General features: G+C 60.9%; 19 protein-coding genes and 1 pseudogene. 10 read left to right on the plus strand and 10 right to left on the minus strand.

The window, feature by feature from the left end; all coding sequences use genetic code 11:
• Positions 1 to 15 precede the first annotated feature (15 nt).
• The 3 genes from grpE to phoA form a co-directional block, all read right to left on the minus strand.
• Positions 16 to 699, minus strand: a complete 684-nt coding sequence (gene grpE / locus FYJ31_RS00625; RefSeq protein ID WP_143723848.1) for a nucleotide exchange factor GrpE — start codon at positions 697 to 699, stop codon at positions 16 to 18.
• On the minus strand, positions 699 to 2,594 hold the full coding sequence (gene dnaK / locus FYJ31_RS00630; RefSeq protein ID WP_154535701.1) for a molecular chaperone DnaK: 1,896 nt from the start codon (positions 2,592 to 2,594) through the stop codon (positions 699 to 701). The genes grpE and dnaK overlap by 1 nt, the downstream gene beginning before the upstream one ends.
• A 430-nt stretch (positions 2,595 to 3,024) precedes the next feature.
• Positions 3,025 to 5,103: an alkaline phosphatase gene (gene phoA, locus FYJ31_RS00635; RefSeq protein WP_154535702.1), complete on the minus strand. Its 2,079-nt coding sequence runs from the start codon at positions 5,101 to 5,103 to the stop codon at positions 3,025 to 3,027.
• A 245-nt stretch (positions 5,104 to 5,348) separates the two neighbouring features.
• On the opposite strand from phoA, the pseudogene FYJ31_RS13255 reads away from it, so the two are divergent.
• From FYJ31_RS13255 to FYJ31_RS00660, 7 genes and pseudogenes are all read left to right on the plus strand, one after another.
• Positions 5,349 to 5,517, plus strand: a pseudogene (locus FYJ31_RS13255) (alpha-amylase family glycosyl hydrolase); the annotation flags it as partial.
• Between the two features lie 210 nt (positions 5,518 to 5,727).
• On the plus strand, positions 5,728 to 7,965 hold the full coding sequence (gene malQ / locus FYJ31_RS00640; protein WP_154535703.1) for a 4-alpha-glucanotransferase: 2,238 nt from the start codon (positions 5,728 to 5,730) through the stop codon (positions 7,963 to 7,965).
• 310 nt (positions 7,966 to 8,275) lie between these two features.
• Entirely contained in the window at positions 8,276 to 9,310 is a 1,035-nt protein-coding gene (locus FYJ31_RS00645) for a LacI family DNA-binding transcriptional regulator (protein WP_154535704.1), read from the plus strand.
• A 159-nt stretch (positions 9,311 to 9,469) separates the two neighbouring features.
• Complete coding sequence (locus FYJ31_RS00650; RefSeq protein WP_154535705.1) at positions 9,470 to 11,284, plus strand: glycoside hydrolase family 13 protein; 1,815 nt, start codon at positions 9,470 to 9,472, stop codon at positions 11,282 to 11,284.
• Between the two features lie 206 nt (positions 11,285 to 11,490).
• Positions 11,491 to 12,519, plus strand: coding sequence for a membrane protein (locus tag FYJ31_RS00655; RefSeq protein ID WP_032745017.1), 1,029 nt, complete (start codon positions 11,491 to 11,493; stop codon positions 12,517 to 12,519).
• Positions 12,516 to 12,659, plus strand: coding sequence for a hypothetical protein (locus FYJ31_RS12615; RefSeq protein ID WP_229773798.1), 144 nt, complete (start codon positions 12,516 to 12,518; stop codon positions 12,657 to 12,659). Before FYJ31_RS00655 ends, FYJ31_RS12615 begins: the two co-directional genes overlap by 4 nt.
• 1 nt (position 12,660) lies before the next feature.
• Complete coding sequence (locus FYJ31_RS00660; RefSeq protein ID WP_229773799.1) at positions 12,661 to 13,317, plus strand: hypothetical protein; 657 nt, start codon at positions 12,661 to 12,663, stop codon at positions 13,315 to 13,317.
• Between the two features lie 208 nt (positions 13,318 to 13,525).
• Here FYJ31_RS00660 and ilvC (FYJ31_RS00665) read toward each other — a convergent pair whose 3' ends face one another.
• Together ilvC (FYJ31_RS00665) and FYJ31_RS00670 are read right to left on the minus strand one after the other, a co-directional pair.
• The gene (gene ilvC / locus FYJ31_RS00665; RefSeq protein WP_007051650.1) at positions 13,526 to 14,578 is read right to left on the minus strand and encodes a ketol-acid reductoisomerase; all 1,053 of its coding nucleotides are present in this window, start codon (positions 14,576 to 14,578) and stop codon (positions 13,526 to 13,528) included.
• A 242-nt stretch (positions 14,579 to 14,820) separates the two neighbouring features.
• Positions 14,821 to 15,186 (minus strand): CHY zinc finger protein, encoded by a 366-nt coding sequence (locus FYJ31_RS00670; RefSeq protein ID WP_154535706.1) that lies wholly within the window; start codon positions 15,184 to 15,186, stop codon positions 14,821 to 14,823.
• 254 nt (positions 15,187 to 15,440) lie between these two features.
• Here FYJ31_RS00670 and FYJ31_RS00675 point away from each other — a divergent pair, with 254 nt between their 5' ends.
• Genes FYJ31_RS00675 through FYJ31_RS00685 form a run of 3 tightly spaced genes read left to right on the plus strand, consistent with a single transcriptional unit; the run spans position 15,441 to position 17,328 of the window.
• Entirely contained in the window at positions 15,441 to 16,007 is a 567-nt protein-coding gene (locus FYJ31_RS00675; RefSeq protein WP_012576584.1) for a biotin transporter BioY, read from the plus strand.
• Complete coding sequence (locus FYJ31_RS00680) at positions 16,004 to 16,738, plus strand: energy-coupling factor ABC transporter ATP-binding protein (protein WP_154535707.1); 735 nt, start codon at positions 16,004 to 16,006, stop codon at positions 16,736 to 16,738. Before FYJ31_RS00675 ends, FYJ31_RS00680 begins: the two co-directional genes overlap by 4 nt.
• Positions 16,735 to 17,328, plus strand: a complete 594-nt coding sequence (locus FYJ31_RS00685) for an energy-coupling factor transporter transmembrane component T family protein (protein ID WP_012576582.1) — start codon at positions 16,735 to 16,737, stop codon at positions 17,326 to 17,328. Before FYJ31_RS00680 ends, FYJ31_RS00685 begins: the two co-directional genes overlap by 4 nt.
• A 146-nt stretch (positions 17,329 to 17,474) precedes the next feature.
• On the opposite strand, the gene ilvC (FYJ31_RS00690) is transcribed toward FYJ31_RS00685, so the two are convergent.
• The 5 genes from ilvC (FYJ31_RS00690) to FYJ31_RS00710 form a co-directional block, all read right to left on the minus strand.
• Complete coding sequence (gene ilvC, locus FYJ31_RS00690) at positions 17,475 to 18,527, minus strand: ketol-acid reductoisomerase (protein ID WP_154535708.1); 1,053 nt, start codon at positions 18,525 to 18,527, stop codon at positions 17,475 to 17,477.
• 222 nt (positions 18,528 to 18,749) lie between these two features.
• Positions 18,750 to 20,117, minus strand: a complete 1,368-nt coding sequence (locus FYJ31_RS00695; protein ID WP_154050198.1) for an MFS transporter — start codon at positions 20,115 to 20,117, stop codon at positions 18,750 to 18,752.
• A 491-nt stretch (positions 20,118 to 20,608) separates the two neighbouring features.
• Entirely contained in the window at positions 20,609 to 22,246 is a 1,638-nt protein-coding gene (locus tag FYJ31_RS00700) for an MFS transporter (RefSeq protein ID WP_154535709.1), read from the minus strand.
• A gap of 204 nt (positions 22,247 to 22,450) precedes the next feature.
• Positions 22,451 to 23,977, minus strand: a complete 1,527-nt coding sequence (gene gtfA / locus FYJ31_RS00705; RefSeq protein ID WP_154535710.1) for a sucrose phosphorylase — start codon at positions 23,975 to 23,977, stop codon at positions 22,451 to 22,453.
• Positions 23,978 to 24,189: 212 nt separating this feature from the next.
• Complete coding sequence (locus FYJ31_RS00710) at positions 24,190 to 25,275, minus strand: LacI family DNA-binding transcriptional regulator (RefSeq protein WP_154050195.1); 1,086 nt, start codon at positions 25,273 to 25,275, stop codon at positions 24,190 to 24,192.
• Positions 25,276 to 25,308: the final 33 nt, after the last annotated feature.

Here is a 25,308-nt window from a genome sequence, read left to right on the forward strand (position 1 = left end):
AGGGGAGCCAACATGTCATCGGTCTTGCGGGGAGGCCACGACCACACGGGCGGCGCGGATTACGCGGTCGCCGATGCGGTAGCCGGCCTCAACCACGGTGTCAACCGTTTCCTTTTCGGCATTCGCGTCCGGCTTGTGCAGGATCGCGTCATGTTTGGTGGGGTCGAAGTCCTCGCCCTTTTCGCCGAACTTCTCGACGCCGAACTTCTCGAAGGCTTTGTCGATCTTGGTGGCAACGGCCTTGAACGAGTCGTCCATCTCGCTGTGTTCGCGAATGCGGTCGATATCGTCGAGGGCGGGCAGCAGCGCGGTCAGCACGTCGATGATGCCGTGCTGGCGGAAGCGCTCCTGCTCCTTCTGCGTGCGATTGCGGTAGTTGATGAACTCCGCACGTTCGCGCTGCAGGGCTTCGAGGTAGTCTGCGGCTTCCTTCTTGGCCTTGCCGAGGGGGGTGAGGGTGTCTTCGGAATCGGAGGGAGCGGAATCGGACGAGCTATCGCTCGGCTGTTCCGCTCCGGCGTTCGCCGGGGTCTCTCCCTCAGTCGCGGACTTCGCCGCGCCAGCTCCCTCGTCAGAGGAAGCTTGGGATGCGGTCTCGGCTTTGGCCGAGTCCTGCGGCGCGGCGGAAGCGGCACCCTCAGCGGCCTGGTCGGGATCCGGCAGGTCGTTCAGGTAGTCGTCCTTGTTGAACTCGGACATCACTTGTTGTCCTTGTCGTCATCGTCGTCCACGACCTCGGCCTCGACGGTGTCGTCGTCGGAACCGGAGGCGGAGCCAGCGGAAGCGCCAGCGCCGGCAGCGCCAGCCGCACCGGCACCAGCCGCGGCACCCTCGGCACCCTGCTGGGCGTAGAGGACCTGGCCGATCTTCTGGGCGGCGGTCATCAGCTCGGTCTGAGCGGTCTTGACCTTCTCGGTGTCGTCACCCTTCAGGGCCTCCTTCAGGGCGTTGACCTTGTCGGTGACCTCCTTGACGATGTCGTCGGAGAGCTTGTCCTTGTTGTCGTTGACGAGCTTCTCGGTGGAGTAGGCGAAGGCCTCGGCCTGGTTGCGGGTCTCGGCGTCCTCCTTGCGCTGCTTGTCCTCAGCCTCGTGAGCCTCGGCTTCCTTGACCATGCGGTCGATCTCGTCCTTCGGCAGGCCGGAACCACCGGTGATGGTCATGGACTGCTCCTTGCCAGTGCCCTTGTCCTTGGCGGACACGTGCACGATGCCGTTGGCGTCGATGTCGAAGGTGACCTCGATCTGCGGGACGCCACGCGGAGCCGGAGCGATGCCGGTCAGTTCGAAGGTGCCCAGCGGCTTGTTGTCGCGTGCGAACTCACGCTCACCCTGGTAGACCTGGATCAGCACGGACGGCTGGTTGTCTTCAGCGGTGGAGAAGACCTCGGAGCGCTTGGTCGGGATGGCCGTGTTGCGATCGATGAGCTTGGTCATGATGCCACCCTTGGTCTCGATACCGAGGGACAGCGGGGTCACGTCGATAAGCAGAACGTCCTTACGGTCGCCCTTGATGACGCCGGACTGCACGGCGGCGCCGACAGCCACAACCTCATCCGGGTTCACGGACTGGTTCGCTTCCTTACCGCCGGTAAGCTCCTTGACCAGGTCCTTGACGGCGGGCATACGAGTGGAGCCGCCGACGAGCACCACGTGGTCGATGTCGCTCACCGAGATGCCGGCATCGTGCAGCACGTTGTTGAACGGCGTGCGGCAGCGGCCCAGCAGGTCGGAGGTCATCTCCTCGAAGTGCGCGCGGGTCAGGGTCTCGTCCAGGTGCACCGGGGTGCCGTCGGGGGTCATGGCCAGGTACTGCATGGAGATGCTGGTGGAAGAGGAGGAGGAGAGTTCCTTCTTCGCCTGCTCGGCGGCTTCCTTCAGGCGCTGCAGCGCGATCTTGTCCTTGGACAGGTCGACGCCGTACTTGTTCTTGACTTCGGAAACCAGCCAATCGATGATCTTCTGATCCCAGTCATCGCCACCGAGGTGGTTGTCGCCGTTGGTGGCCTGAACCTGGATGGTGGAGAAGCCGTCGTCATCCTTGCCGATCTCCAGCAGGGAGACATCGAAGGTGCCGCCGCCGAGGTCGAAGACCAGGATGCGCTCGTCTTCCTTGCCTTTCTCAAGGCCGTAGGCCAGAGCGGCTGCGGTCGGCTCGTTGATGATACGCAGGACGTTCAGGCCGGCGATCTTGCCGGCGTCCTTGGTGGCCTGACGCTGGGCATCGTTGAAGTATGCCGGGCAGGTGATGACGGCGTCGGTGACGGGCTCGCCGAGGTATGCCTCGGCATCCCTCTTCAGCTTCATCAGGATCTGCGCGGAAATCTCCTGCGGGGTCCACTTCTTGCCGTCGATGTCGACGGTCCAGTCGGTGCCCATGTGGCGCTTGACGGAAGAAATAGTGCGGTCAACGTTGGTCACGGCCTGACGCTTGGCCACTTCGCCGACAAGGATCTCGCCGGACTTGGAGAAGGCCACCACGGACGGCGTGGTGCGCGCGCCTTCAGCGTTGACGATAACGGTGGGCTCGCCACCTTCAAGAGTTGCGATGCAGGAATTCGTGGTTCCCAGATCGATACCAACTGCGCGTGCCATAATGTGTGCTCCTTTGTGGGACTTGCGATTGCCCGGCCGGCGCCGCCGTTCGCCACGACCTGTTCGGGTTGTGACGCGCGGTGTGCGCGAGCCGTCTCGCACGTGTTCGTTCTTTCGTTCTTCGCCCGGGTTTCGGTCGGTTCCTTGTGCGGTTCCTCTCGGTTGTGGGGTTTGCATTCGCAGCCGCCCATTCCCGTGCTTCCGAAACTTGAGCCTACACCACTCAACTTTAAACCGCAAGTGCATATTCCCGGATTCGGCAAAAAACTTGAGCGATTCTCACTCAGGTTTCTGCGAAGCGCGGCACACGGCACGTATCGCGTCACAACCAAAAGCTGCCGGAAAACCATCGCCCGCCGGGCATCGGCTCGGCGGGCGATGGTTTTCCGGCGGCTGGACGACTCGGGATTACCGGTCGGCCAAGGCCGAATCAGTTGTTCCTGGCGTTACGCGCGGCCTTGATGAGCATCGCGATCGCAACCAGCATCACAGCCGCGATGGCGATGGCCATAACGGCGGTACCGGTGGCGCCCAGCGGGCCGGAGACCGCGGAATCGTTCGGTACCTTGCCCGAAGCGATCACGCCGTTCTTGTCGGCGCCCGGCTTCTTGTCGGCGGAGCCGGCGGCCGGCGCCTGGATGGCGACGGTCGCGACCTTGCCGGACTGGCGACCGGTGACGGTGAGCGTGTACTCGGCACCTTCCGACATCTTGTCGAGCGCGATCGAAGTGGTCTGCGCGGGCTTGACGCGCACGCCGGACAACGGGGTGCTGGAATCGGACTTGGACACCACGGTGCCGTTCTTGTCCTTCAGTTCGTAGCTGAGCAGCGCGTCGCCGTTGAAGCCGTCGACATTGGCGACGTACTTGCCGGCCTGTGTGCGGGAGACCTTCACGGTGCCGTCCTTGGAGAGCGCGTTCTGCTCGTCGGGGGAGGTGGCCAGGCCCAGGGCGCCGGCGATGGTGTAGAAGTTATCGGTCTGATCGGTCAGGCCGATGACGCGCTGGGCGCCGGGGCCGGAAGCGGCGATGCGCAGCTGGGTGCCGGTGTGCTCCATGTCGCCGCCGTTGTAGCCGCCTTCGGCGTCGGTGGAGGCTTCCTGGGCGGTGCCGTAGGAGACGACCATGTTGTTGCCGTCGGCGGACTTGAGCACGGTGGACAGCGCGTAGGCCGGCTGGGCGTTGAGGACCTGGGAGGTGTGCGCATGATCGGCGGTGACGATCACCAGCGTGTTCGTGAGGTCCACGTTCTTGATGGCGTAGGCGATGGCCTGGTCGAAGTCGTCGGTCTCGCCGATCTGGCCGCAAGCGTTGGCGTTGTGGTCCTGCTTATCGATCGAAGCGCCTTCGACCTGCAGGAGGAAGCCGTTCTTCTGACCGTTCGGGTTGGCGTTGAGCAGATCGAGCGCCTTCTTGGTCATGTCCTTGAGTGAGGCGCCACGGTTGCCGAGCCAGGCGTCATTCGGGGTGCACACGGTCGGGTTTGCGTCCTTGGCCGGATCCTTGGCGGTGGCCTCGGACGGGTTGAACTTGGTCGGCATGTTGCCGTCGCTCATCAGGGCGAGCACCGGCTGGCCATCCTTGTACTGCAGGGCGTTCATCGCGGCCGGGTCGTTCTCAACGGTCTGGAAGCCCATGTCCTTGGCCTGCTCCCACACGGTCTTGCCCTTGTATTCGCCGCCCTGCACGGTCTGGCGGAAGTACTTGGAACCACCGCCGATGGTCACATCGGCGCGGGTGTCGAGCAGCTGCTCGGAGATGGAGCCGATGCCGCCGTTTTCCTTGAGCTGGTTGGCGAGGCACTGCTTGGAGGCGTTGTTGGTCTTGCCGTCGGTCTTGCCCTGCGGGCCGTAGCAGGCACGCTCGGTGGAGTGCGATTCCAGCACGGCCGGGGTGGCGTCCTGGATCTCCGCGGTGGACACGTTGCCGGTGGCCTTGCCGGCGGCCTTGGCCAGCTCGAAGAGGTTCAGCTGCGGGTTGCCGTAGATGTCGACGTCGACGGCGTTGTTGTAGGTCTTGGTGCCGGTCGCCCATGCGGAGCCGGACGCGGAGGAATCGGTGACGGGGGTGAGCTTACCCGGGTTGGGGTTGGCGACCAGCTTGCCGGCGCCATCCTTGCCGACGGCGCTGTCCTTGCTGCCGTCGCCGAGCGAGAAGGTCGTGTACTGGCCGGTGCCCGCCTGCACGTCGTCAAGCGCGCCGGGCTGACCGACCGCGTCCAGACCATCGAAGTGGCCGTTGGCGCCTTTCAGATAGTCGCGGGCGACGGTGATTTCCGAATCGCCCATGCCGTCGCCGATGAACAGCACGACGTTCTTCGCGCTCTTGTTGCCGATGGCGGCGATGCGCTGCGCGGCGCCGTGCTTGGCGAGCTCGGCGACCGACTTGCCGTTGGGGCTGTAGGTGCCGTTCGCGGCATCGACAGCAAACGCCGGAGCGGCGAGCGCGCCGAGCGTCGCGATGGAGGCGATCGCCGCTACGGCGCTCGTCAAAGCCTTGTGATTGCCCATTGTTCTTCCTTCTTCCATGCAGTGTCATCTGCGCCGTCCGGCCCGCACTCCTCCGGCCGCACCCGTTTGGCCACGTCCGTCGTCGTCACGCCTTCCAGCTTCGCGGAACCGTTCCGCACCTGCATTGCTTGGATCTTTCGATTCCGGATTTCACGGTAGGCCTCACAAGCCAACGTCCGGATACCGCCGGAAGAACGCCGGGTGAACATTCTTCGTCGAATCGGGCCACGGCATCATCGCCGCATGAACCGGCAAAGCCATACACGATCCGCACCTGGCAGTACATGTTCTCGAAAATCCGCCCCGAATTCCCCGAGGCGGCGTTCGTCGCCGAATGTGGGCCGACCGAACGAATCGATGCAGGCCGGATTCGACATGAACTTCTACCTCGACTGGCGCTGGGACGACCACCCGACGCTCTCCCCGCAGTCGTTCGTCGTGCTCGGATAGCCCGCTAATTACCCAACTCACCGAATGTATTGCAATCGTTGTCAATATGAGTTACGGTAAAGACAGAACAGCTCGGACATTGGTCTGCCAGATTGCCGGAACCTCAACGCAGAGCGGCCCTCGAACAGCAATGCAAACGACTAGCAGTACCCGATCTGCAAGCAAGGAGTCATCATGACCGACGCGCACGGCAACGACGCAGCGACCAGCACCGGCACCATCGCAGACGCCACCAACGACGCCGCTTCCGGTGCCTCGCAGCGTACGGAAAGCACTGAACGACTCACCCGTCCGCTGGTCAAGCTGGCCAAAACCTGCGGGCTTGCCACCTCATTCATCGACCAGCTCGGCACCTACACCGAAATCAGCGACGCGGCCTTGGTCGCCGTACTCAATGCCCTCGACGTGGACGCATCCAGCGACGAGGCCATCGCACGCTCCATGACCCAACTTGAGGTGGAAAACAGCAAACGTTTGCTCCCCTCCACCATCGTCGCCACCACCGGCAAACCGACCGGCATCACCCTGAACTGTTCGTCGGACGCGGACATCACCGTCTCCATCGAACTGGAGGACGGCACCGCGTTTGGCCACTTTGCCCTGCTGCCGCACCTCAATTCCGGCAAGCCGGACTTGACCATCGCTCCCGATCTGCCGATGGGCTACCACACACTGACCGTCACGGTGGACGGGCGCGAGGGCAAGGCGGCCATCATCGCCGCCCCCGCGCGCATTCCCGTGCCGGAGGCGGTCGCCGAGCACCAGCGGTGGGGCTGGATGACGCAGATGTATTCCGTGCGGTCTCGCGAATCGTGGGGCATCGGCGATTACGGCGATCTGAAGCTGCTGCTGGCGGACGCGGCCGACAAGTCCAAAGCCGACTTCATGCTCATCAACCCGATTCACGCCGGCGCGCCGATTCCGCCGCTTGAGCCATCGCCGTATCTACCGGAATCGCGCCGATTCCTCAACGTGACGTACATCCGCCCGCAGGACATCCCCGAATACGGCACGCTGCCGGCCGATATCCGAGCGCAGGTGGATGCGCTGCATGATTCAGTGGCCGCACGCAACGACGAATCGAACCCGATGGACATCAACGCGGCGTGGGCGGCCAAACGCCCGGCGCTGCGCCTGATCTTCGACGCGGGCCGCAACAACAAGCGCGAGCTCGAATTCGAGCATTTCAAGACCACCGCCGGCCCAGACCTCGATTCCTTCGCCACCTGGTGCCTGTGCTTCGAGGTATGGGGCGCGCCGTGGGGCGAGAACCGTTGGTTCTTCGAGAAGACCATCGACGACCCGGCCGTGCGCCAGCTCGTCGAGGAGCACCACGACCTGTTCGAGTTCAACCGCTGGCTGCAGTGGATTGCCGCCGAGCAGGTGAACGCCGCGCAGCAGGAGGCGCTGGACCACGGCATGACACTGGGTCTGATGCAAGACATGGCCGTGGGCGTGCACGGGCTCGGCGCGGATGCCTGGGCCAATCCGGAACGCTTCGCCTCCGGCGGTGTCACGGTCGGCTGCCCGCCGGACTTCTATAACCAGCAGGGCCAGGATTGGGGCCAGCCGCCGTTCAGCCCACGCTATCTGGAGGCCACCGGCTACCAGGTGTACCGCGAGATGGTGCATTCGATGTACGAGCACGCGGGCGCGGTGCGCATCGACCATGTGCTGGGCCTGTTCCGCCTGTGGTGGATTCCGCAGGGGCTCGGCGCCCTCAACGGCGCATACGTAACGTACAACCACGAAGCGATGCTGGGAGTACTGGCCATCGAAGCCACGCGCGCCGGAGGCATGGTGGTTGGCGAGGATCTGGGCACCGTGCCGGATTACGTGCGCCGCATTCTGGCAGATCACGGCGTACTCGGCACTGACGTGGAATGGTTCAACCGCATGGACGATTCGCCGAACGCCGGCGACCCGTACCGCGCACCCGAGGACTACCGCAAGCAGGCATTGGCCTCGGTGACCACGCACGATCTGCCACCCACCGCCGGCTACCTGAACTTCGAACACGTCAAGCTGCGCGAGGAGCTGCATCTCCTGAGCGAGCCGGTGGAGGCGTTCGCCGCCTCGGCGATGGCCGAACGCACGGCCATGATGACCCGTCTGGTGGAGAACGGCTATATCTCGCAGACCGTGGCGGATGATGTGGAAGGCCATGTGCAGGAGATCGTGGAGGCGATGCACGCCATGCTCACCGATACGCCGTCGCTGCTGCTGCAGGCAGCGTTGGTGGACGGCGTGGGCGAATGCCGTTCCCAGAATCAGCCGGGCACTTCCAGCGAGTATTCGAACTGGCGCGTGCCGCTGGCGGACAGCTCAGGCCACGTGGTGCATACCGACGAGGTCTTCGACCTGCCACGCGTGCAGTCCCTAGCCGCCGTGATGCGCCGAGAGAAGCAGTGATCGATTCCGCAATGGGGAATTGGTCTAAATCGGCTTCGAGGGGCTGATTTGGCCTTTCCCGGACATCTACTTCCGTTTCAAGGGGCTGGTGCCCAAGTAGACCCAACGCGAGAACGGCGGAATGACGTTGGCACAAAGTCGTTTGCACTTGTGGTTTCACCGGCAAGGAGCCCCTTGAAACGGAAGTAGATGTCCGGGACACCCTAAATCAGCCCCTCGTAATCGAGATAGCCGAAGACGACGACTTGTTATGGGCATGTTATCGTTGTCATGACAATGATTGTTCGCGACGGCGAAGGAGCGACGGCATATGACCAAGGCAAGCATTCAGGCAGTGGCCCGCGAGGCCGGCGTTTCCGTATCCACGGTGTCCCGAACCTTCGCCAAGCCGGATCTGGTGCTTCCCGAGACTCGAGACCGAGTGATGGCCGCGGCCGAAAAGCTCGACTACTCAGTCTCTCGCTCGGCCGCCGCCCTGAAATCCGGCCAATCGTTCCGTATCGCATTGCTTGCCAGCGAGACCATCGCCAGCTGGTTCAATTCGAACATCTTCGCCGGCCTTGACTCGGCGCTGCGCCCCTCCGGCTACGACACCGTGCCCTACCCCATGCGCAACGCCGCCGAGCGCCACGACTTCTTTGCGGATTTGCCCGTGCGGCGCAATGCGGATGCGGTGATTGTCAGCTCCTTCGACATCGAACCGGCTGAGGTGGAGCGACTGAAGCATATGCACGTGCCGATTGTCGGCATCAACATCCCCTCCACCGATGGGTTCGACGCAGGCGTGAGCATTGATGATTACGCCGCCACACGTTCGGCTATCGAGCACCTGATTGCACTCGGCCACCGGCATATCGCGTTCGTCGGCAGCGCACCGACCGAAACCAATATGCGCTACAGTGCCGAGGCTCGTTTGCAGGGCGTCATTGATGCCGCTGCCGCCCATCCGGGGATCGAGCTAACGCCCCTGAGCATTCAACGCGGTCTTGGCGAAAGCAACGCGGCATTGAACGCCGTACTGAACGCCTCCCCCAGCATCACCGCCTTCTGTTTTGAGGATGATGAAATGGCCGCGCCCGTGCTGTATCGCCTGCGTCAATACGGGCGGCGGGTACCTCAGGACATTTCCATCATCGGCTTCGACGATTCCACCCTGTCCGCCGCCGTGGGACTGACCACGCTGCATCAGGACCCGTTCGCAATGGGCGCGACTGCCGGGCACATGGTATTGGATGCCATTGCCGGCAAGTCAATCGAACCGGCATTCGTACGGCCGGACACTCCGCTAATACTGCGCGAAACCACCGCGCCGCCTGCCGCGACAGCAGCGCCTGCGCAGGCGTGACCACGTTACCACCGCAAAACGCCGATAAATCGATTGTTGCATGCGTAATTCACATGATATCGTTGTCATCATCAATACAACGGTTGGGCCTTCACACAGCAGTTCGGGCGCGACCGGAACAATCCAACCACAACGCACCCGGAACAGGAGGGAATCGGCATGACCGCAAATAATCTCAATGACGACTGGTGGAAGCAGGCCGTCGTCTACCAGATCTACCCGCGCAGCTTCAAGGACGTCACCGGCGACGGACTCGGCGACATCGCCGGCGTCACCGAGAAGATGGACTACCTGAAGAACCTCGGCGTCGACGCAATCTGGCTCTCCCCGTTCTACCCCTCCGATCTGGCGGACGGCGGCTACGACGTAATCGACTACCGCAACGTCGACCCGCGACTGGGCACCATGGACGACTTCGACGCGATGGCCAAGGCCGCGCACGAGGCCGGCATCAAGGTGATCGTGGACATCGTGCCCAACCACACCGCTGACAAGCACGTGTTCTTCCAGGAGGCCCTCGCCGCCGAGCCTGGCTCCCCGGCGCGCGACCGCTACATCTTCCGCGACGGCCGCGGCGACCATGGCGAACTGCCCCCGAACGACTGGCAATCCTTCTTCGGCGGCCCGGCCTGGGCGCGCGTGGCCGACGGCCAGTGGTATCTGCACCTGTTCGACAAGGCGCAACCGGACGTCAACTGGAAGAATCCGGACATCCACGAGGAGTTCAAGAAGACCCTGCGTTTCTGGTCCGACCACGGCACCGACGGCTTCCGCATCGACGTGGCGCACGGCCTGGCCAAGGACCTCGAATCCAAGCCGTTGGAAGAGCTCGGCCGCGAATACAGCGTGGTCGGCGTGCTGAATCATGACTTCAGCCACCCGCTGTTCGACCGTCGCGAGGTGCACGATATCTACCGCGAATGGCGCAAGGTGTTCAACGAGTACGACCCGCCGCGCTTTGCCGTGGCCGAGGCGTGGGTGGTGCCCGAGCACCAGCACCTGTACGCTTCGATGGACGAGCTGGGCCAGTCCTTCAACTTCGACTTCACGCAAGCCAACTGGTATGCCGACGAGTTCCGCGAGGCCATCGCCGCCGGACTCAAGGCGGCGGCCGAAACCGGCGGTTCCACCACCACGTGGGTCATGAACAATCACGACGTGCCGCGCAGCCCCTCCCGTTACGGCCTGCCGCAGATCAAGGGCGCGCCCTACCACCAGCTGCCGCACGACTGGCTGCTGCGCAACGGCACTACCTATCCCGAGGATCGCGAGCTTGGCACTCGCCGCGCCCGCGCCGCCGCTTTGATGGAGCTCGGCCTGCCCGGCGCCGCCTATATCTATCAGGGCGAGGAGCTGGGCCTGTTTGAGGTGGCCGATATTCCGTGGGATCACTTGGAGGATCCGACCGCTTTCCACACCGCTCAGGCCACGATGGACAAGGGCCGCGACGGCTGCCGCGTGCCGCTGCCGTGGACCGCCGCCGATGAGCCGGCCTTGGCCGATTTCAGCCGTCCGACTCCGGCCGATGACGGTACCGGCGAGAACCATGTGCCGCTGTGCGCCGCCGGCCAGTTCGGCACGGGCGCTTCCTTCGGCTTCTCGCCGGCTACGCGCGCTGAGGGCGTGACGCCGGCCGCCGACCCGCACCTGCCGCAACCGCTGTGGTTCAAGGATTACGCGGTGGACGTGGAGCAAGCCGACCCGGACTCGATGCTCGCGCTGTATCGCGCCGCACTGGCGATTCGCCAGGAGTCGCTGACCGCCACGCGCGACACCACGGCCGAGCAGGTGGACATGGGCGACGATGTGGTGGCGTACACCCGCGCGGCGGTTGGCGGGTGGGTGTTCACCTCAATCACCAACTTCGGCAATGCCCCGGTCGCGCTGCCCGATGGCTCCGTGGTGCTGGCGTCCGGCCCGCTGACCCCCGAAGGCCAGCTCCCCACCGACACTTCTGCGTGGGTTGTTCAGTAGTGCTTTTGCGAGCTTACCCGACGCCAGTCATCCATCTTCTCCGGATGCTGGCGTCGTCCTTTTTCCCGGCTAAGCTGTCTCCATTTCGGGGATGACTGCCCTTTCTTTCCATTCGCGACATGCCAACCCCGAAATACTTAATAATATTCTATATACTTAACAAGAGATGTGAATCTTACAGATTTTCGTTAAGGATTGAGGTCGACATGGATGCCGAGCATTACATTCGCGAGACACTTGGTCTGCCCTGCCAAATCACTTCTTGGGATGGCACTGCCTCACTGCCGCTATTTCTGGCCAACGGACGGACATTCAGCAAACTCACCATCGACAACACGAGCATGCTAATCGCGAGCGGAGAGGCTCACCCATTCAGCATCACACGCGTCACCGCCGACGCCAGCAGGCTTGAGCAGCGGACGGATCTGCCCATTGTCTTTCAGTTTCCCCGGCTTTCTGCATACCAGCGAAAAGCCCTGATTCAGAATCACGTTCCTTTCATCGTGCCCGGTACCCAACTGTATATCCCTGCACTGGGCATGGTGTTCACCCAGCGCATCTCCTCACGGCCGCTGGAGAACGCACAGGATATCGAGGTGCGACCCTTCTCCCCCGCAACACAGCTGGTCTGGCTGTATTTGCTCTACTCCAACGAGAGCAAAGTCCAATCAGATATTGCCCGAGCGCTTCAGTTTACCGAAGCTCAGGTCAGCGTTGCCGTGACGCTGTTAGAACAGCTGGCATTCGTGCACCGCACCAAGCAAGGCCGCAGCAATAGCGTCGAACTACTGACTTCAAGGCAGACCAGCCGACTTGATTTACTGAAATCATCTTGGCATCTCCTGAAGTCACCAATATTCAGCAAATATACCGTCACGAATCGCAATCGCCAGATGATTGCCGACGAGCTGATTCCGGCCGGCGAATTTGCTCTTTCGCGCAGGACGCAACTGTCCACCCCAAAACTGCGAATCTATGCCGTTGAACGTCATTGGCTCAAGCAGCACAACAAGGAACTATGCATTATCGACCCCGCTTTGGAAAAGGTGCCAGATAATGCATATATTCTGGAGCTGTGGAGGTACGATCCCCGCCTGCTTGCTCAATATACGCAGGAAGACTACCTTGCCGACCCCATTTCCACGGCCCTGACTCTTGGTGAGATTGCCGACGAACGTTTGGAAGACGCCATACAAGAATCCATCCGCAATACTTTCTCAGGAGCGACAATATGACACAAGGCCTGCAGCTCATCAGAACGGCCTTTGCCGGCTACGAAGATTCTTACGTAATCATCGGCGGCACCGCTTGTGACATCATCATGACCGACAACGACCTGGACTTCCGAGCCACCAAAGATCACCAAAGATATTGACATGGTGCTGATTGCCGAGGGACATCTTCGCGAGTTTGCACAACGATTGTGGTCTTTCATTCGCGATGGCGGATACACCTCTATCACGAAGAACTCCGCACAGCCTCACCTGTACCGTTTCATGCACCCCAGTACGTACGGGTATCCCACTATGATCGAGCTATTTTCACGTCACCCTGACTTCCCTATTGTGCCGAACTCGTTCCTGACGCCATTGCATATTGCAAACGACGTTTCCAGCCTGTCAGCCATCATGCTGAACGACAGCTACTATCGACTACTGCAGCAAGGCCGCGAATCAATACAAGGCATCAGCGTGCTTAACGAGAAATATCTCATTCCTTTCAAGGCGAAAGCATGGTTGGATCTCAACGCCCGAGAACAACATGGCGAGCACGTAGACGGAAAAGATCTCAAGAAGCATAAATATGATGTATTCCGTTTGGCTCAACTACTTGCTCCAGAGGATCGCGTGTCTCTCAACGACGAGGCCTACCATGATCTCGCTGATTTTCTTGGGGAAATATCCCATGAAACGCTTCCGATGAAGCAGCTCGGCATACGGGGAACACAGCAAGACATCATTGATTTGATAGCCGGCGTATATCAACTGTCTATCCCACCACGCGATGAATCTTCTACCACGATGTCAGCGTAATTTTGTATTCCGCGGAATAAAGCCGTTTTGCGTCACCACGTGGTGTGTAGTTTGCTACGTCGTGGGGATTTTACTACGTGGTGGAGGTTTGACTATATGGTGGGACCATGCGAAAGGCCGCCGCTCCGAATGAATCGGAGCGGCGGCCTTTTGGTACGTGCTGGGTACTCTCCTCAGGCGCTTATGCGCCAGCGGGAGCTACAGGGGCTCACTGAACCTGGGCGCGGGCGATCTTGCCGGTGAAGGAGTTGGCCTCGTCGGCATCCTTGACGCCATCCTTGTTCCAGGAGAACATGGCGCGCAGCTTCGGGCCGACGGTCTCGATGCGCTCGTTGGAGTACTTCTCCTGCAGTTCCTTGAAGTGCGGGGCGCCGGCATCCTGATCGTCGATGAACTCCTTGGCGAAGGAGCCGTCCTGGATGCGCTGCAGGTGGTATTCCATGCGCTTGCGGCAGTCCTCGTTGATGACGGTGTTGACGTAGTCGCCGTACTGGGCGGTGTCGGAGCAGGACCAACGAGCCTTGTTCAGGCCGCCCTCGTTCATCAGATCGACGAGCATCTTGAGCTCGTGGCAGACCTCGAAGTAGGCGATCTCCGGCTGGTAGCCGGCGTCGGTCAGGACTTCGAAGCCCATCTCGACGAGCTTGTTCACACCGCCCATGAGCACGTTCTGCTCGCCGAAGAGATCGGTCTCGGTCTCTTCCTTGAAGGTGGTCTTGATGGCACCGGCGCGCAGAGCACCGAGGGCCTTGGCGTAGGCCAGGGTCAGAGCCCAACCATCGCCACGCGGATCCTGCTCGACGGCCACGACGACCGGCACGCCACGGCCAGCGGCGTACTCACGACGAACGATGTGACCCGGGCCCTTCGGAGCGACCATGAAGACCGGGTGATCCTCAGACGGCTTGATGTAGCCGTAGTGAATGTTGAAGCCATGAGCGAACGCAACAGCAGCACCCGGCTTGATGTTGGGCTCGATGTCGTTGGCCCAGATGGTGCGCTGGTACTGGTCGGGGGCCAGGATCATGATCACGTCGGCCTCGGCGGAAGCCTCGGCCACGGACTTGACCTCGAGGCCCTGCTCCTTGGCGAAGTCGACCGACTTGGAGGTCGGACGCAGGCCGACGACCACGTCGACACCGGAATCGCGAAGGTTCAGCGCGTGGGCGTGGCCCTGGGAGCCGTAGCCGATGATTGCGACCTTCTTGCCTTCGAGAACAGAAAGATCACCGTCGTTCTCATACCAGATCTGTGCTGCCATTATTGGCACTCCTTTTCAGTAGTGGGGTGTGGCGCCACGGGCGCCGGGGTATCTACGGTGTGCAGATGAGTCCTGTTTTGCAAGGATTGTGTCCCTCAAACCGAGTTCAATCCTACCGACAACGTGGCCACAGCCCGGTCAGAGTCCACAACGTGAGCTATTTCACGCCAGAGCATGAGAAATAGACTTGCCACCCTCGCATAGCAATTCCAAAACAAGAGTTGCGCCAGCGTCCGCCTCCATCAATCACTGAAATAAATATCGTGGTGAAGGGCACATCCAGGATTGAACCGTGCGCCGCAGCAAGGGCAGCACGGAGTAACAGACTCCATCGCCCGCCCGTATTCGCGAGGCGTCATCTGGTGCCGGCAGACACCGCACATCACAGCGAGCGAATCCATGTCTCGCCACGCGATGCGATCATGTCCAGCCAGTTCATCATGGCACCGGTAGCAAGCGTAATATTCGTCACAGCAGGCGAAACGATTCGCAACAACATCCAATGGCGAATGCCAGTGAACACATCGCCCCTGACCATCCACGAGACGCCCGCGAATGGCTGGATTCCAGCCTTTGTCCTGCAATCCGTCACGCACGCCGTTCACCATGCCTCCCCTTTCCGGCTATGACCAATATTCAGTGTTGCACAAGTAGATGCACTATTTTTTGTACAGGCCAACCAATCGCACGCCGCTCATCATCGTTAGCATGAGTGCTCGTTATTACAACTCGTCATGTGCAGCGGTCTGCGACCCACACTCGTGCAAGCAATATGCCGCACGAGCTCCATGGGGAGCATCGGGCGGAGGGACAGATTCGGCCGAAAGCACATGGCAACTACTATGAAGGGACTGTATTTATTATGGCTTCGCATGTTCATTTCACGAGCCGCGACTTGGTGCGCATTGCCATGTTCGCCGCGTTGCTCAGTGTGTTCAGCTTTATCCGCATTCCTGTTGGTCCGGTACCGATTACTCTGCAAACCCTTGCTGTGATGTTAGCGGGTCTGATTCTGGGACCGGTGAATGGAATGCTGTCGGTGTTGCTGATGCTCGTACTCACCTTCGTCGGCATTCCCCTGCTTGGCGGCAACGGCGGTCCAGCGATTTTCGTGGGTGTAAGCGCTGGATATCTGTACGGCTGGATTCTTGGAGCCTTGGTGATCGGACTTATCGCACATCAGGGCCATCGTCTGGTGTGGTGGAAGAGTGCGCTGGCCAGCCTGGTTGGCGGCGTACTGATTCCGTATGCCATCGGATTCCCGGTTCAGGCATTGGTTATGGGCGCTCCTCTCAAGGGTGTTATTATCTCCGGCATGATCTTTGTTCCCGGTGATATCGCCAAAGTGGTGATTGCCACGTTGATTGCCACCGCGCTGATGCGCGCATACCCGGCCGCATTCCCCGAATCGTTGCGCGCTAGCAAATGATCGTCTTCGACCATGTGAGCGTCGAGGCAGAAGGCAAACGTATTATTGATGACCTGAGTTGCCAGCTTGACCTTGGTCTTGCTGGGGGCTCAGGCCCTCGTCGTATTGCCGTCATTGGCGTCAACGGCTCAGGTAAATCCACTTTTCTCCGTCTGATCGACGGTCTGGCCAAGCCCACATCGGGCATCATACGTGTCATGGGCTTCGACCCCACACGGCAAGCCAAGCAGCTGCACCGCAAAGTGGGGTTCGTGTTCACCGACCCTGACACGCAAATCATCATGCCCACGCCAGCCGAAGACGTGGCCTTTTCGCTGCGGGGCATGGGGCTGAGCAAATCCGAGTCTTCGGCACTGGTTGACCGTCAGCTGCAATCATTCGGCCTAACGCCTCACGCTGGCACTCCGGCGCACAGCCTGTCTGGCGGGCAGAAACAAATGCTGGCCCTTGCCGCCGTGCTCGTGCGCAACCCGGAGCTGGTGCTTGCCGACGAGCCGACCACCATGCTCGATTTGCCCAACGCGACACGCATCGAAAATCTGCTGATACACGATATCGCCTGCCCGCTGATTGTTTCCACCCATAATCTTCGGCTTGCCGCACGCTGCGATATGGCAGTTCGCTTTGCCGATGGGCACATTATCGAAACCGGCGAGCCACGCCACGTTATCGCGCGATATCTTGCCGACTGCAGCGTCGCGGACAACGAAGAAGCCGAGGCATCCCTATGATTTCGCTGTATATCGCAGGCGATAGCGTGCTGCATCGATGCCCTGCCGCAGTGAAACTCATCGTGTCACTGGTGATGGCAACGGTATTGGTGATTCCGCACCTATCGTGGTGGGCGATAGCCGTCTGCGGCGCGCTATGCGCAATATGGTATGCCATGTCCGGCCTTGGTCCGCACGTTTTTGCTCGTCAATTGTGGAGCGCGTGGTGGGTGGTGGCATTCACCGTGGTGGTGCAGGTGTTCTTTGTGCCATGGCAAACCACGGCGTTCAATGCGGTGCGCGTACTTGAACTGGTCATGATCGCAAATCTGGTAACACTCACCACCCGCACTGAAGACATGCTGGATACCGTGCTGGCAGCATTGCGGCCATTGCGACGATTCGGCGTCAATCCAGACCGCATTGGGCTACTGTGCGCATTGACCATCTCAGCGATTCCACTGATTAATCGCAATGTGCGAATTGTGCGGGAAGCGAATCAGGCCCGTGGAGGTCACGGTGGCGTGACCGCATGGGCGGTGCCTCTGCTGGTGCTTATCCTGAAGCAGTCCGACGAGCTGGCCGATGCGCTCGATAGTCGTGGGCTGTAGCTGATTCGACTGAACACAAGAAACCGCCGCTCCCGTATGAACGGGAACGACGGTTTCTTGCTTGTACAAAGGGATTTAATCCTAACGATCTCTCCCTCCGCCATCGCTACGCGATGCCACCTCCCTCATCAGAAGGAGGTCATAGGTCACTGAACCTGGGTACGAGCGATCTTGCCGTTGAAGGACTCAGCCTCATCCTTGTCCTTGGCCTCGGCGTTGTTCCAGGAGAACATGGCGCGCAGCTTCGGGCCGACGGTCTCGAGGTGCGGGTGAGAGAACTCTTCCTGCAGCTTCTTGAACTTCGGGGCGCCAGCAGCCTGGTCGTCCATGAACTCCTTGGCGAAGGAGCCGTCCTGAATGCGCTTGAGCTGGTACTGCATGCGCTTCTTGNTCTCGTCGGTGATGACGGTGGAGGTGTAGTCGCCGTACTGAGCGGTGTCGGAGCAGGACCAACGAGCCTTGTTCAGGCCACCCTCGTTAGCCAGGTCGACCAGCATCTTCAGCTCGTGGAAGACCTCGAAGTAAGCGATCTCCGGCTGGTAGCCAGCCTCGGTCAGCACGTCGAAGCCGAGGTCGCACAGGTGGTTGATGCCGCCCATAAGGACGTCCTGCTCACCGAACAGATCGGTCTCGGTCTCCTCGGTGAAGGTGGTCTTGATGGCGCCTGCACGCAGAGCGCCCAGAGCCTTGGCGTAAGCCAGGCACAGCGGCCAGGTCTTGCCGTCCGGGTCCTGCTCAACAGCAACGACGACCGGGACACCACGGCCAGCGGCGTACTCACGACGAACGATGTGACCCGGGCCCTTCGGGGCAACCATGAACACCGGGTGATCCTCAGACGGCTTGATGTAGCCGTAGTGGATGTTGAAGCCGTGGGCGAAGGCCAGCGCGGCGCCCGGCTTCAGGTTCGGCTCGACCTCCTCCTGATAGACCTTGGCCTGGTACTGGTCGGGCAGAAGGATCATCACAACGTCAGCCTCAGCGACGGCCTCGCCAACCGGCTTGACCTCGAGGCCCTGCTCCTTGGCGAACTCGACGGACTTGGAGGTCGGACGCAGGCCGACGACCACGTCGACACCGGAGTCACGCAGGTTCAGTGCGTGAGCGTGACCCTGAGAGCCGTAGCCCAAGATGGCGACCTTCTTGCCATCGAACACGGACAGATCGGCGTCCTTCTCGTACCAGATAGTTGCTGCCATTTTTGGCGCTCCTTTTATTTATTTGTTTATGGGGGTGAAATCTTTAATTGTTATTGTGCTCTGCTGGTTCTGCAGAAACTGTTTTTAGTTTTGGCTTTCCTTGTGGGCTTTTCCGATATGCAGGTTTAGTCCTGTTGACCCGGAAAAGCCCTGCAGAGGTTCACTTAGTGGAATTGAGATTTTTCACGTTGTGAACTTGGCGATATTTAGTTATGGAGGATTTCACTTGGTAAAGTCAGCGTCCTTCGTCTCGCGGCAGGTCAGGACCGACACCAGGCAGCACACGGCCATCACGGCGAGGTAGAGGCCCACGGAGTGAACGCCCCAATGGGAGCTCAGCCAAGTGGCGATGGTCGGCACGAACGCCGCACCGACGATGGCGGCCAGGTTGTAGCCGATGCCGGACCCGGAGTAGCGCACGTTCGCCTCGAACAGTTCAGGCAGGAACGCGCCGATCGGGCCGAAGGCGACGCCCATCAGGGCAAAGCCAACGCACAGGAACACCATGGTGGCGAGGAAGTTCTTCTGTCCGACCAGACCACCGTCCAGCAGGAACGGGAAGAGCGCGGCGAACACGACGAGTGCGCAGGAGGAGAAGGTCAGCACGCGCTTGCGGCCGATCTTGTCCGCGTACAGGCAGGACAGCACGATGAACAGGGCGAACACGCAGATGGAGATCATGAGCATGAGCAGGTATTCCTGGTTGGTGAAGCCAAGGCCGCCGCCGCCTTCGCCCTGCTCCTTGGTGCCCCAAGCGAGGGACCAGGTGGCGAGCGTGTAGAACAGCGTGTAGGTCACGGCCACGAGGAAGGTGGCCTGCAGCACCTGACGCCAAGACTTGCGGAAGACCTCGGTCAGCGGGGACTTGACGACCTTCTTCTGCTCCTGAGCCATACGGAAGATCGGGGTCTCCTCCATGTGAACGCGAACCACGAGGCCGACGATCACCAGGATGGCGGACAGCAGGAACGGCACACGCCAGCCCCAAGCCAGCATCGCGTCCTGATTGTTGAAGGATTCGAGCACGAAGTAGGTGCCGTTGGACAGGAAGAAGCCAATCGGGGCACCGAGCTCCGGGAAGGAGCCGTACAGTGCGCGCTTGTCTTCAGGCGCGTTCTCGGTGGCGACCAGTGCCGCGCCGGACCATTCGCCGCCCAGGCCGATGCCTTGGATGAAGCGCAGCAGGCAGAGGATAGCGACTGCGCCAACGCCGACCTGATCGTAGGTGGGCAGGCAGCCAATCAGGAAGGTGCCGACACCCATGGTCATCAGGCTGACGACCAGCGTGGTCTTGCGGCCCATGCGGTCACCGAAGTGGCCGAAGATCAGCGAGCCCAGCGGGCGGGCGATGAAGGCGATGGCGAAGGTCAGCAAGCTCATCAGCAGTGCGACGGTGGGGTTGTCCTTCGCGGAGAAGAAGATGTGCGGGAAGTAGTTTGCCGCGGCGGTGCCGTAGGCGTAGAAGTCATAGAATTCGATGGCGGTACCGACCATCGATGCGGCGATCACGGTCTTGACAGAATCGCGTACCAAGGTAGCGGCTTTACCTGCCGCCTGCCCTAAGCCAGTCTCTTCGACTGCTGCAGTCATTGTTACTCCTGTTTTGCTCTCGTTCACTCTCATTGGCGGGCGATTATTTCGTCTCACAGGGAGGTTGTTGTTCTGTTGCTGTGTTGTTGCCGTGTACTGTCCGCTACCGTTTCCGTCTGCGGGATTCTGCCGTAAGCCTTGTGAGCGCAACAAAAAAAGCCCCGCATCTTGCAGGGCCTTACCGATTGTGTCAGCTTGATTGGCCCTGCCTTCGTTGACGGGGCTTCAAGCATCAATGCCGAATTAGTCCGCCAGCGAAGACGGGCTAATAATTCGTGCGGATACAAACGCAGAAGCATTGAATCCAGTCATCGCGTGGCCTCCTTTCGGTATTCCCCGGGCCGTCCGGCCCGAACTGGAATGCAACCATAGGCTCGACCATCGCTCCAATCCAGTAACGGTTCACATTGTGGACGCCACGTCGCCGAGACGGACGGCCCGGCCGCGGGACGGAACGTCGCCGCCGGCGGCCGGGGAACCGGACCGGCCCGTCATTGCTCGGACTCGGCGGTGAGGGTGACGATTCCGGCCAGCAGCACCATGACGATGGCGGACGGGAAGAGCAGGTAATAGCCGAAGCTGTGCTCGAAGGCGTTCACCAGTAGCGCGCCGATGATGGCGGCGAGCGCCAGTCCGACCGAATTGGACAGTGCATAGATGCCGAGATCATGACCGGCGTTGCGCGGGTCGGGTAGGGCATTCATTACCAGTTCAAGGCCTAACGCATCGTAGACGCCGAAGGCGAATCCGGAGATCAGCGCGAAGAGCAGCATGCCGTTTTCGCGTGCCGTGCCGGTGGACCAGACGCCGAGCCCCCATGCCACCGCCACGCCGATGGCATACAGCAGGCAGGATGCCGCCACCACTGCAGTGGTGGCGATGTTCCGTTCCTCGATCTTCTCGGAGATCGGCCCAGCGGCCCAGGACGCGAGCGCAGCACCGATGAGCGTTGCCGCGGCCATGCCGGCGATGAGGAGGCCCGCGGGAATGGTCAATGGCGCGGAAGTGAACACCACAGCCTTGCCATACACCCAAAAGCGCACGAGATACCACAGAAAGACCCCGGTCAGTCCAACGCCCGTCATCATGCACACGCGAGCGGCGAACACACGGGCGAATGCAGGCGCATGTGCCGGCGGACGCAGCTGGTCAAACACCTGGCTCGACTCGAATCGTTGATGTGGCTGCTCCTGGCTGGAAGGCTCCTTGGGCAGCATGATCACGGTCAGGATGCCGGAAACCGCAAACAGCACGGCGGTGTAGGCAAACGGCGTGAAGGAGTCGAACATCACGCCGAGCGCACCCATGCATACACCAAGCGCTTGGCCAAGCATCACGCCGATACCGTGCCAGCGCTCAATTCGCGGACGGAATTTGTCCGGAACCCGTTCGCTGATGGCGCTGGCCAACGGCACGGAAATCATCGCATAGGCAAACTGCATGAGCGCCCAGAAGAAACACAGCACTACGAGGCCTGTGTTCTGCCCCAGAACCAGCGTGATCAGCGCGCACAGCACGCCACCCGCCACCATCCACGGGGTACGGCGGCCCAGAGGAATACGTGTGCGGTCGGACAGCGCGGAGACCAAGGGCATCGCGAACATGGAGGCCACCACGCCAACGACCACCAGCACGGCCAGAGGCACCACCAAGTCAGTGGCGACGGGCAGCGGACGGCCGGTGGACGGATTGATGGTGACCGATATGGCAGAAGCGGTGTCGTAGCCGAACAAACGCGCCACGGCGTTGGGCATGGCGATGGTATTCAATGCTATCCAAGGTGCGCCGACCAGAATGGAAGCGGCGAAGAACCCCCAGTTGAGACGGGATACCTGGCCCGTGGTGGGTCGCTGACCATTGGCGGCGACCATCGGATCGCGCATATCGAGATATGCAGACGACAGATCAGGCGCAGGGGCATCCACGCTGGCCGCGGCAGCGGCAGCAGCCGACGAACCGGCGGCCGCCAGACGCACGGCCTGGGCCTCGGGCTGATCGGCGGATGCCTCGGGAGGACGCCGACGATCTTTGATGGCCAGTCGGGCCACGGCATCCTTGTCTTCGGGACTCAATGCCTTGTCGAGATCCGGGCGGTCGTCAATACCCGGGCGCACGTACGGTTCCAACATGTTGCTGCTCTTTCTTTGCTCTCATCACCGGCGGGAGGTACCGGCCAGCTCCGACTGAGCATGACCCGCAACCCCGCCACATGCAAAACCGCCCGAGCGCACTAGCTTCAGTGCACTGCGGGCGGTTTGTTTTCCATGGACCCAGCTTACGCCGGACGCACTACTTGGAGCGCGCACAGCGGAGTGGCGTTTATGGGCCAACGGTTAGTCGATATCGGCAATCGGCGGGTTGCTCAGCAGATCATCAGTCTTGTGGTCACCGGCGGCATCGGTCCAGGCGAGGCTGGCGACCGGAGTGGTGTTATCCGTGCCGAGTCCGCGGCCGGGCTCGAAGATGAGGGCGGCCTTGGTCTTGCCGTCGGCAGCGATCCAGCGGAAGGTGATGGATGTGTCGCCGTCGGCTTCGTAGCTGAACTCGCCATTGAATGCAGGCAGTTCGTTGCGGAACTTGGCCAGGGCGTTCAGGGCCTTCACCACCGGGCGCTCGAGGTTTTCGTCGATTTCGGCGGTGGAGTAGTAATGGCGATTGATGTCACGGCCGTTGTTGGTCTTGCGCAGCAGTTCCATGTCGTTGCGGCCGGCGAGCGCGCCCACGTAGTAGACCTGCGGCACTCCGGGCAGGAAGAACTGGACTGCGCGGGCGGCCAGATAGTGCTGGTCGTTGCAGCCGAGCGCGGAGTAGTACGTGCTGTTGACCTGATAGAGGTCGAGGTTGCTGGCGGCGGCACCGGTGGCGGCCTGGGATTCGCCGTGGGTGTTGGCGTGGATGGTGTTGACCAGATTATCGACGTCCTCGTCGGGCACGAGGCCCTTGAGGCTGCGGTCGAGCTGATCGGAGCCGATGTCGATCACGCCGATGCCGTCGTGCGTATCGAGCACGGTGACGGCGTTGTTCGGGCGGATTTCGGTCCAGTGGACCACGGGTTCCACGTGACCGGTGAACAGCGAGTGCAGGAGCAGCGGAGGCAGGGCGAAGTCGTAGACGCGGTCCACCTTGGAGGCGATTTCAACCTGCTTCTTGTAGTAGCTATGCACCTCAATGAGAATTTCGAGGCCTCGCTTGACGCCTTCCTCGCGTAGGCGTGAGATGAGCTTAAAGGTCTTGGGGGTCATGAAGCAGCTGGTGCCGGCCTCCTTGGCGCCGTAGCCCACGGCGTCGAGACGGATGTAGCTGACGTGGGATGCGGCCATCTGATCGAAGATGGACATGAGGTATTCCCAGCCCTTGTCGGAATCGGTGTCGATATCAACCTGCTGCGGGGTGAAGCTGACCCAGACCAGACGGGTCTTGCCGGCGAACTTGTAGTGGGTGAACGGCAGGCCCGGGCGCGGGCGGTAAATGCCGGCCAGATCCTCTTCGGTGGCACCGTTCGGGAAGACGGAGCTCATGGTCAGAAACATCGGGTAATACTCGGATTCCTCACCTTTTTCAAGCACGTCTTGGAACTGCTTGGATTCCCAGCTCATGTGGTTGACGATGGCATCGACCATGATGCCGTGGGTCTTGGAAAGTTCAGCGACGTCGTCCCAGCTGCCGAGACGCGGGTCGACTTTGGTGTGGTCGATCGGGTCAAAGCCTGCATCCGCACCATCGAACGGAGTGAAGAACGGCAGGATATGCACGCCGTCATACACGCCGTCGAAGCGGGTGCGCAGGATGTCGGTCATCGAGCTAAGAGTGCCATCGCCGAGACGATCGGCGTAAGCGATGAGCTGCACTTTGTTTTTCATGGGACCTCCCTTGGCTCATGGATGCAGGTGCAATGTGTACGCAGTGTATGCGTGCTTTTACATACTTATACGTATCGAACCGGTTTGATATTACCTCGAAAGGGACGTTGAGGTCCAGTAATACCGCAAAATGCGCGTGTCGAACCGGTTTGATGCGGTGTTCTACACAACCCAGCCTGTCCAATCCCCACTCAGCGTTCCAACGCGCAGCATCAACGCGTGGTATCGCCTGGCACCAGCGTCATGGGAATAAGCACGTTCGGCTCGAACGGCTTGGGGATGTTCCTGCGTGAAGCGTTAGCCGCAGCCACTTCCTCATTGGCAATAGCCTGCACGATATGGTCGGCCGCCGACTGTGCGATCGCCGAGAAATCCTGCGCGACCGCGGTCAGCTTCATGCCAGCCAAATCAGTCAAATACGTACCATCGTAGGCAACGATCTGCAGCTCGTCAGGAATGGAAATTCCGCGGCTCAACGCTTCGCGCACGCAGAACGACGCGCCAATATCGGAACTGACCACGGCATCGACGCCGTCGGTCGTCACCTTGTCGAGCGCATTGCTGACCGCACGATGATAGCCGGCAAAATCCATCACTTCGCCAGCTTCAACGTACTCGTATTTCACGCCTGCGGAGGTCAATTCCTGTTCCAACGTGAGGTAATAGCGCACCGTCGGGAACGTGGTCTTTCCCAAATCGAACGGTCCTTCCTCGACTTCTCCGCGCGCAGCCAAATCGAAGAATTGATCTCGCGGACCGCCAATCATCACCACATGTTTGGTACCATTGCGGATCAGCATCTGCGCAATCAATCGCCCACCCTGCTCGTGGTCGGATCCAATCGACGAAATACCGTCTCCAAGCACACGGTCGAACGCGACGATCGGGCGATGAATCGACGTCCAATAATCGCCGGGATGCGAAGTGTGCGCACACATGACGATGCCGTCCATCATGTGCCGACGCAACATGTCGACATACTGGATTTCGCCGTCCGCCTCATCTGCGGTAGAGCACAGCATAGTGCGTAATCCTTGCGCGGCGAGCGCATGCTGCAGATGTGCGGTAAACGTTGCAAAGAACGGGTGGCGGATGGTGGGCACGATGACACCGACCAGATTCGTACGATCATGATACAGATTGCGGGCAAGCTCGTTCGGCACATAATTGAGCAGTTGCATGGCTTTGCGCACACGTTCGCGCATGTCATCAGACACGTACCCGTTGCCGTTCACCACCAGCGAGACGGTGCTCAGAGACACCCCGGCCTTCTTCGCCACATCGCGCATGCCGACCATGATCGCACCTTCCCCGTCATCACTGTTCTATCG

This window comes from Bifidobacterium sp. WCA-178-WT-4B (genome assembly GCF_009696495.1).
Taxonomy (GTDB): domain Bacteria; phylum Actinomycetota; class Actinomycetes; order Actinomycetales; family Bifidobacteriaceae; genus Bifidobacterium; species Bifidobacterium infantis.

Bases quoted from the DNA above. Each gene is read 5' to 3' on its own strand.
- FYJ31_RS00685 (WP_012576582.1), top strand. From the start codon at position 16,735: ATGATTTCGCTGTATATCGCAGGCGATAGCGTGCTGCATCGATGCCCT.
- FYJ31_RS00660 (WP_229773799.1), top strand. From the start codon at position 12,661: ATGGTGCTGATTGCCGAGGGACATCTTCGCGAGTTTGCACAACGATTG.
- FYJ31_RS00655 (WP_032745017.1), top strand. From the start codon at position 11,491: ATGGATGCCGAGCATTACATTCGCGAGACACTTGGTCTGCCCTGCCAA.
- FYJ31_RS12615 (WP_229773798.1), top strand. From the start codon at position 12,516: ATGACACAAGGCCTGCAGCTCATCAGAACGGCCTTTGCCGGCTACGAA.
- FYJ31_RS00650 (WP_154535705.1), top strand. From the start codon at position 9,470: ATGACCGCAAATAATCTCAATGACGACTGGTGGAAGCAGGCCGTCGTC.
- FYJ31_RS00670 (WP_154535706.1), bottom strand. From the start codon at position 15,186: ATGGTGAACGGCGTGCGTGACGGATTGCAGGACAAAGGCTGGAATCCA.
- FYJ31_RS00710 (WP_154050195.1), bottom strand. From the start codon at position 25,275: ATGGTCGGCATGCGCGATGTGGCGAAGAAGGCCGGGGTGTCTCTGAGC.
- FYJ31_RS00695 (WP_154050198.1), bottom strand. From the start codon at position 20,117: ATGACTGCAGCAGTCGAAGAGACTGGCTTAGGGCAGGCGGCAGGTAAA.
- gtfA (WP_154535710.1), bottom strand. From the start codon at position 23,977: ATGAAAAACAAAGTGCAGCTCATCGCTTACGCCGATCGTCTCGGCGAT.
- ilvC (WP_007051650.1), bottom strand. From the start codon at position 14,578: ATGGCAGCACAGATCTGGTATGAGAACGACGGTGATCTTTCTGTTCTC.
- FYJ31_RS00645 (WP_154535704.1), top strand. From the start codon at position 8,276: ATGACCAAGGCAAGCATTCAGGCAGTGGCCCGCGAGGCCGGCGTTTCC.
- grpE (WP_143723848.1), bottom strand. From the start codon at position 699: ATGTCCGAGTTCAACAAGGACGACTACCTGAACGACCTGCCGGATCCC.
- phoA (WP_154535702.1), bottom strand. From the start codon at position 5,103: ATGGGCAATCACAAGGCTTTGACGAGCGCCGTAGCGGCGATCGCCTCC.
- malQ (WP_154535703.1), top strand. From the start codon at position 5,728: ATGACCGACGCGCACGGCAACGACGCAGCGACCAGCACCGGCACCATC.
- FYJ31_RS00680 (WP_154535707.1), top strand. From the start codon at position 16,004: ATGATCGTCTTCGACCATGTGAGCGTCGAGGCAGAAGGCAAACGTATT.
- FYJ31_RS00675 (WP_012576584.1), top strand. From the start codon at position 15,441: ATGGCTTCGCATGTTCATTTCACGAGCCGCGACTTGGTGCGCATTGCC.
- FYJ31_RS00700 (WP_154535709.1), bottom strand. From the start codon at position 22,246: ATGTTGGAACCGTACGTGCGCCCGGGTATTGACGACCGCCCGGATCTC.
- dnaK (WP_154535701.1), bottom strand. From the start codon at position 2,594: ATGGCACGCGCAGTTGGTATCGATCTGGGAACCACGAATTCCTGCATC.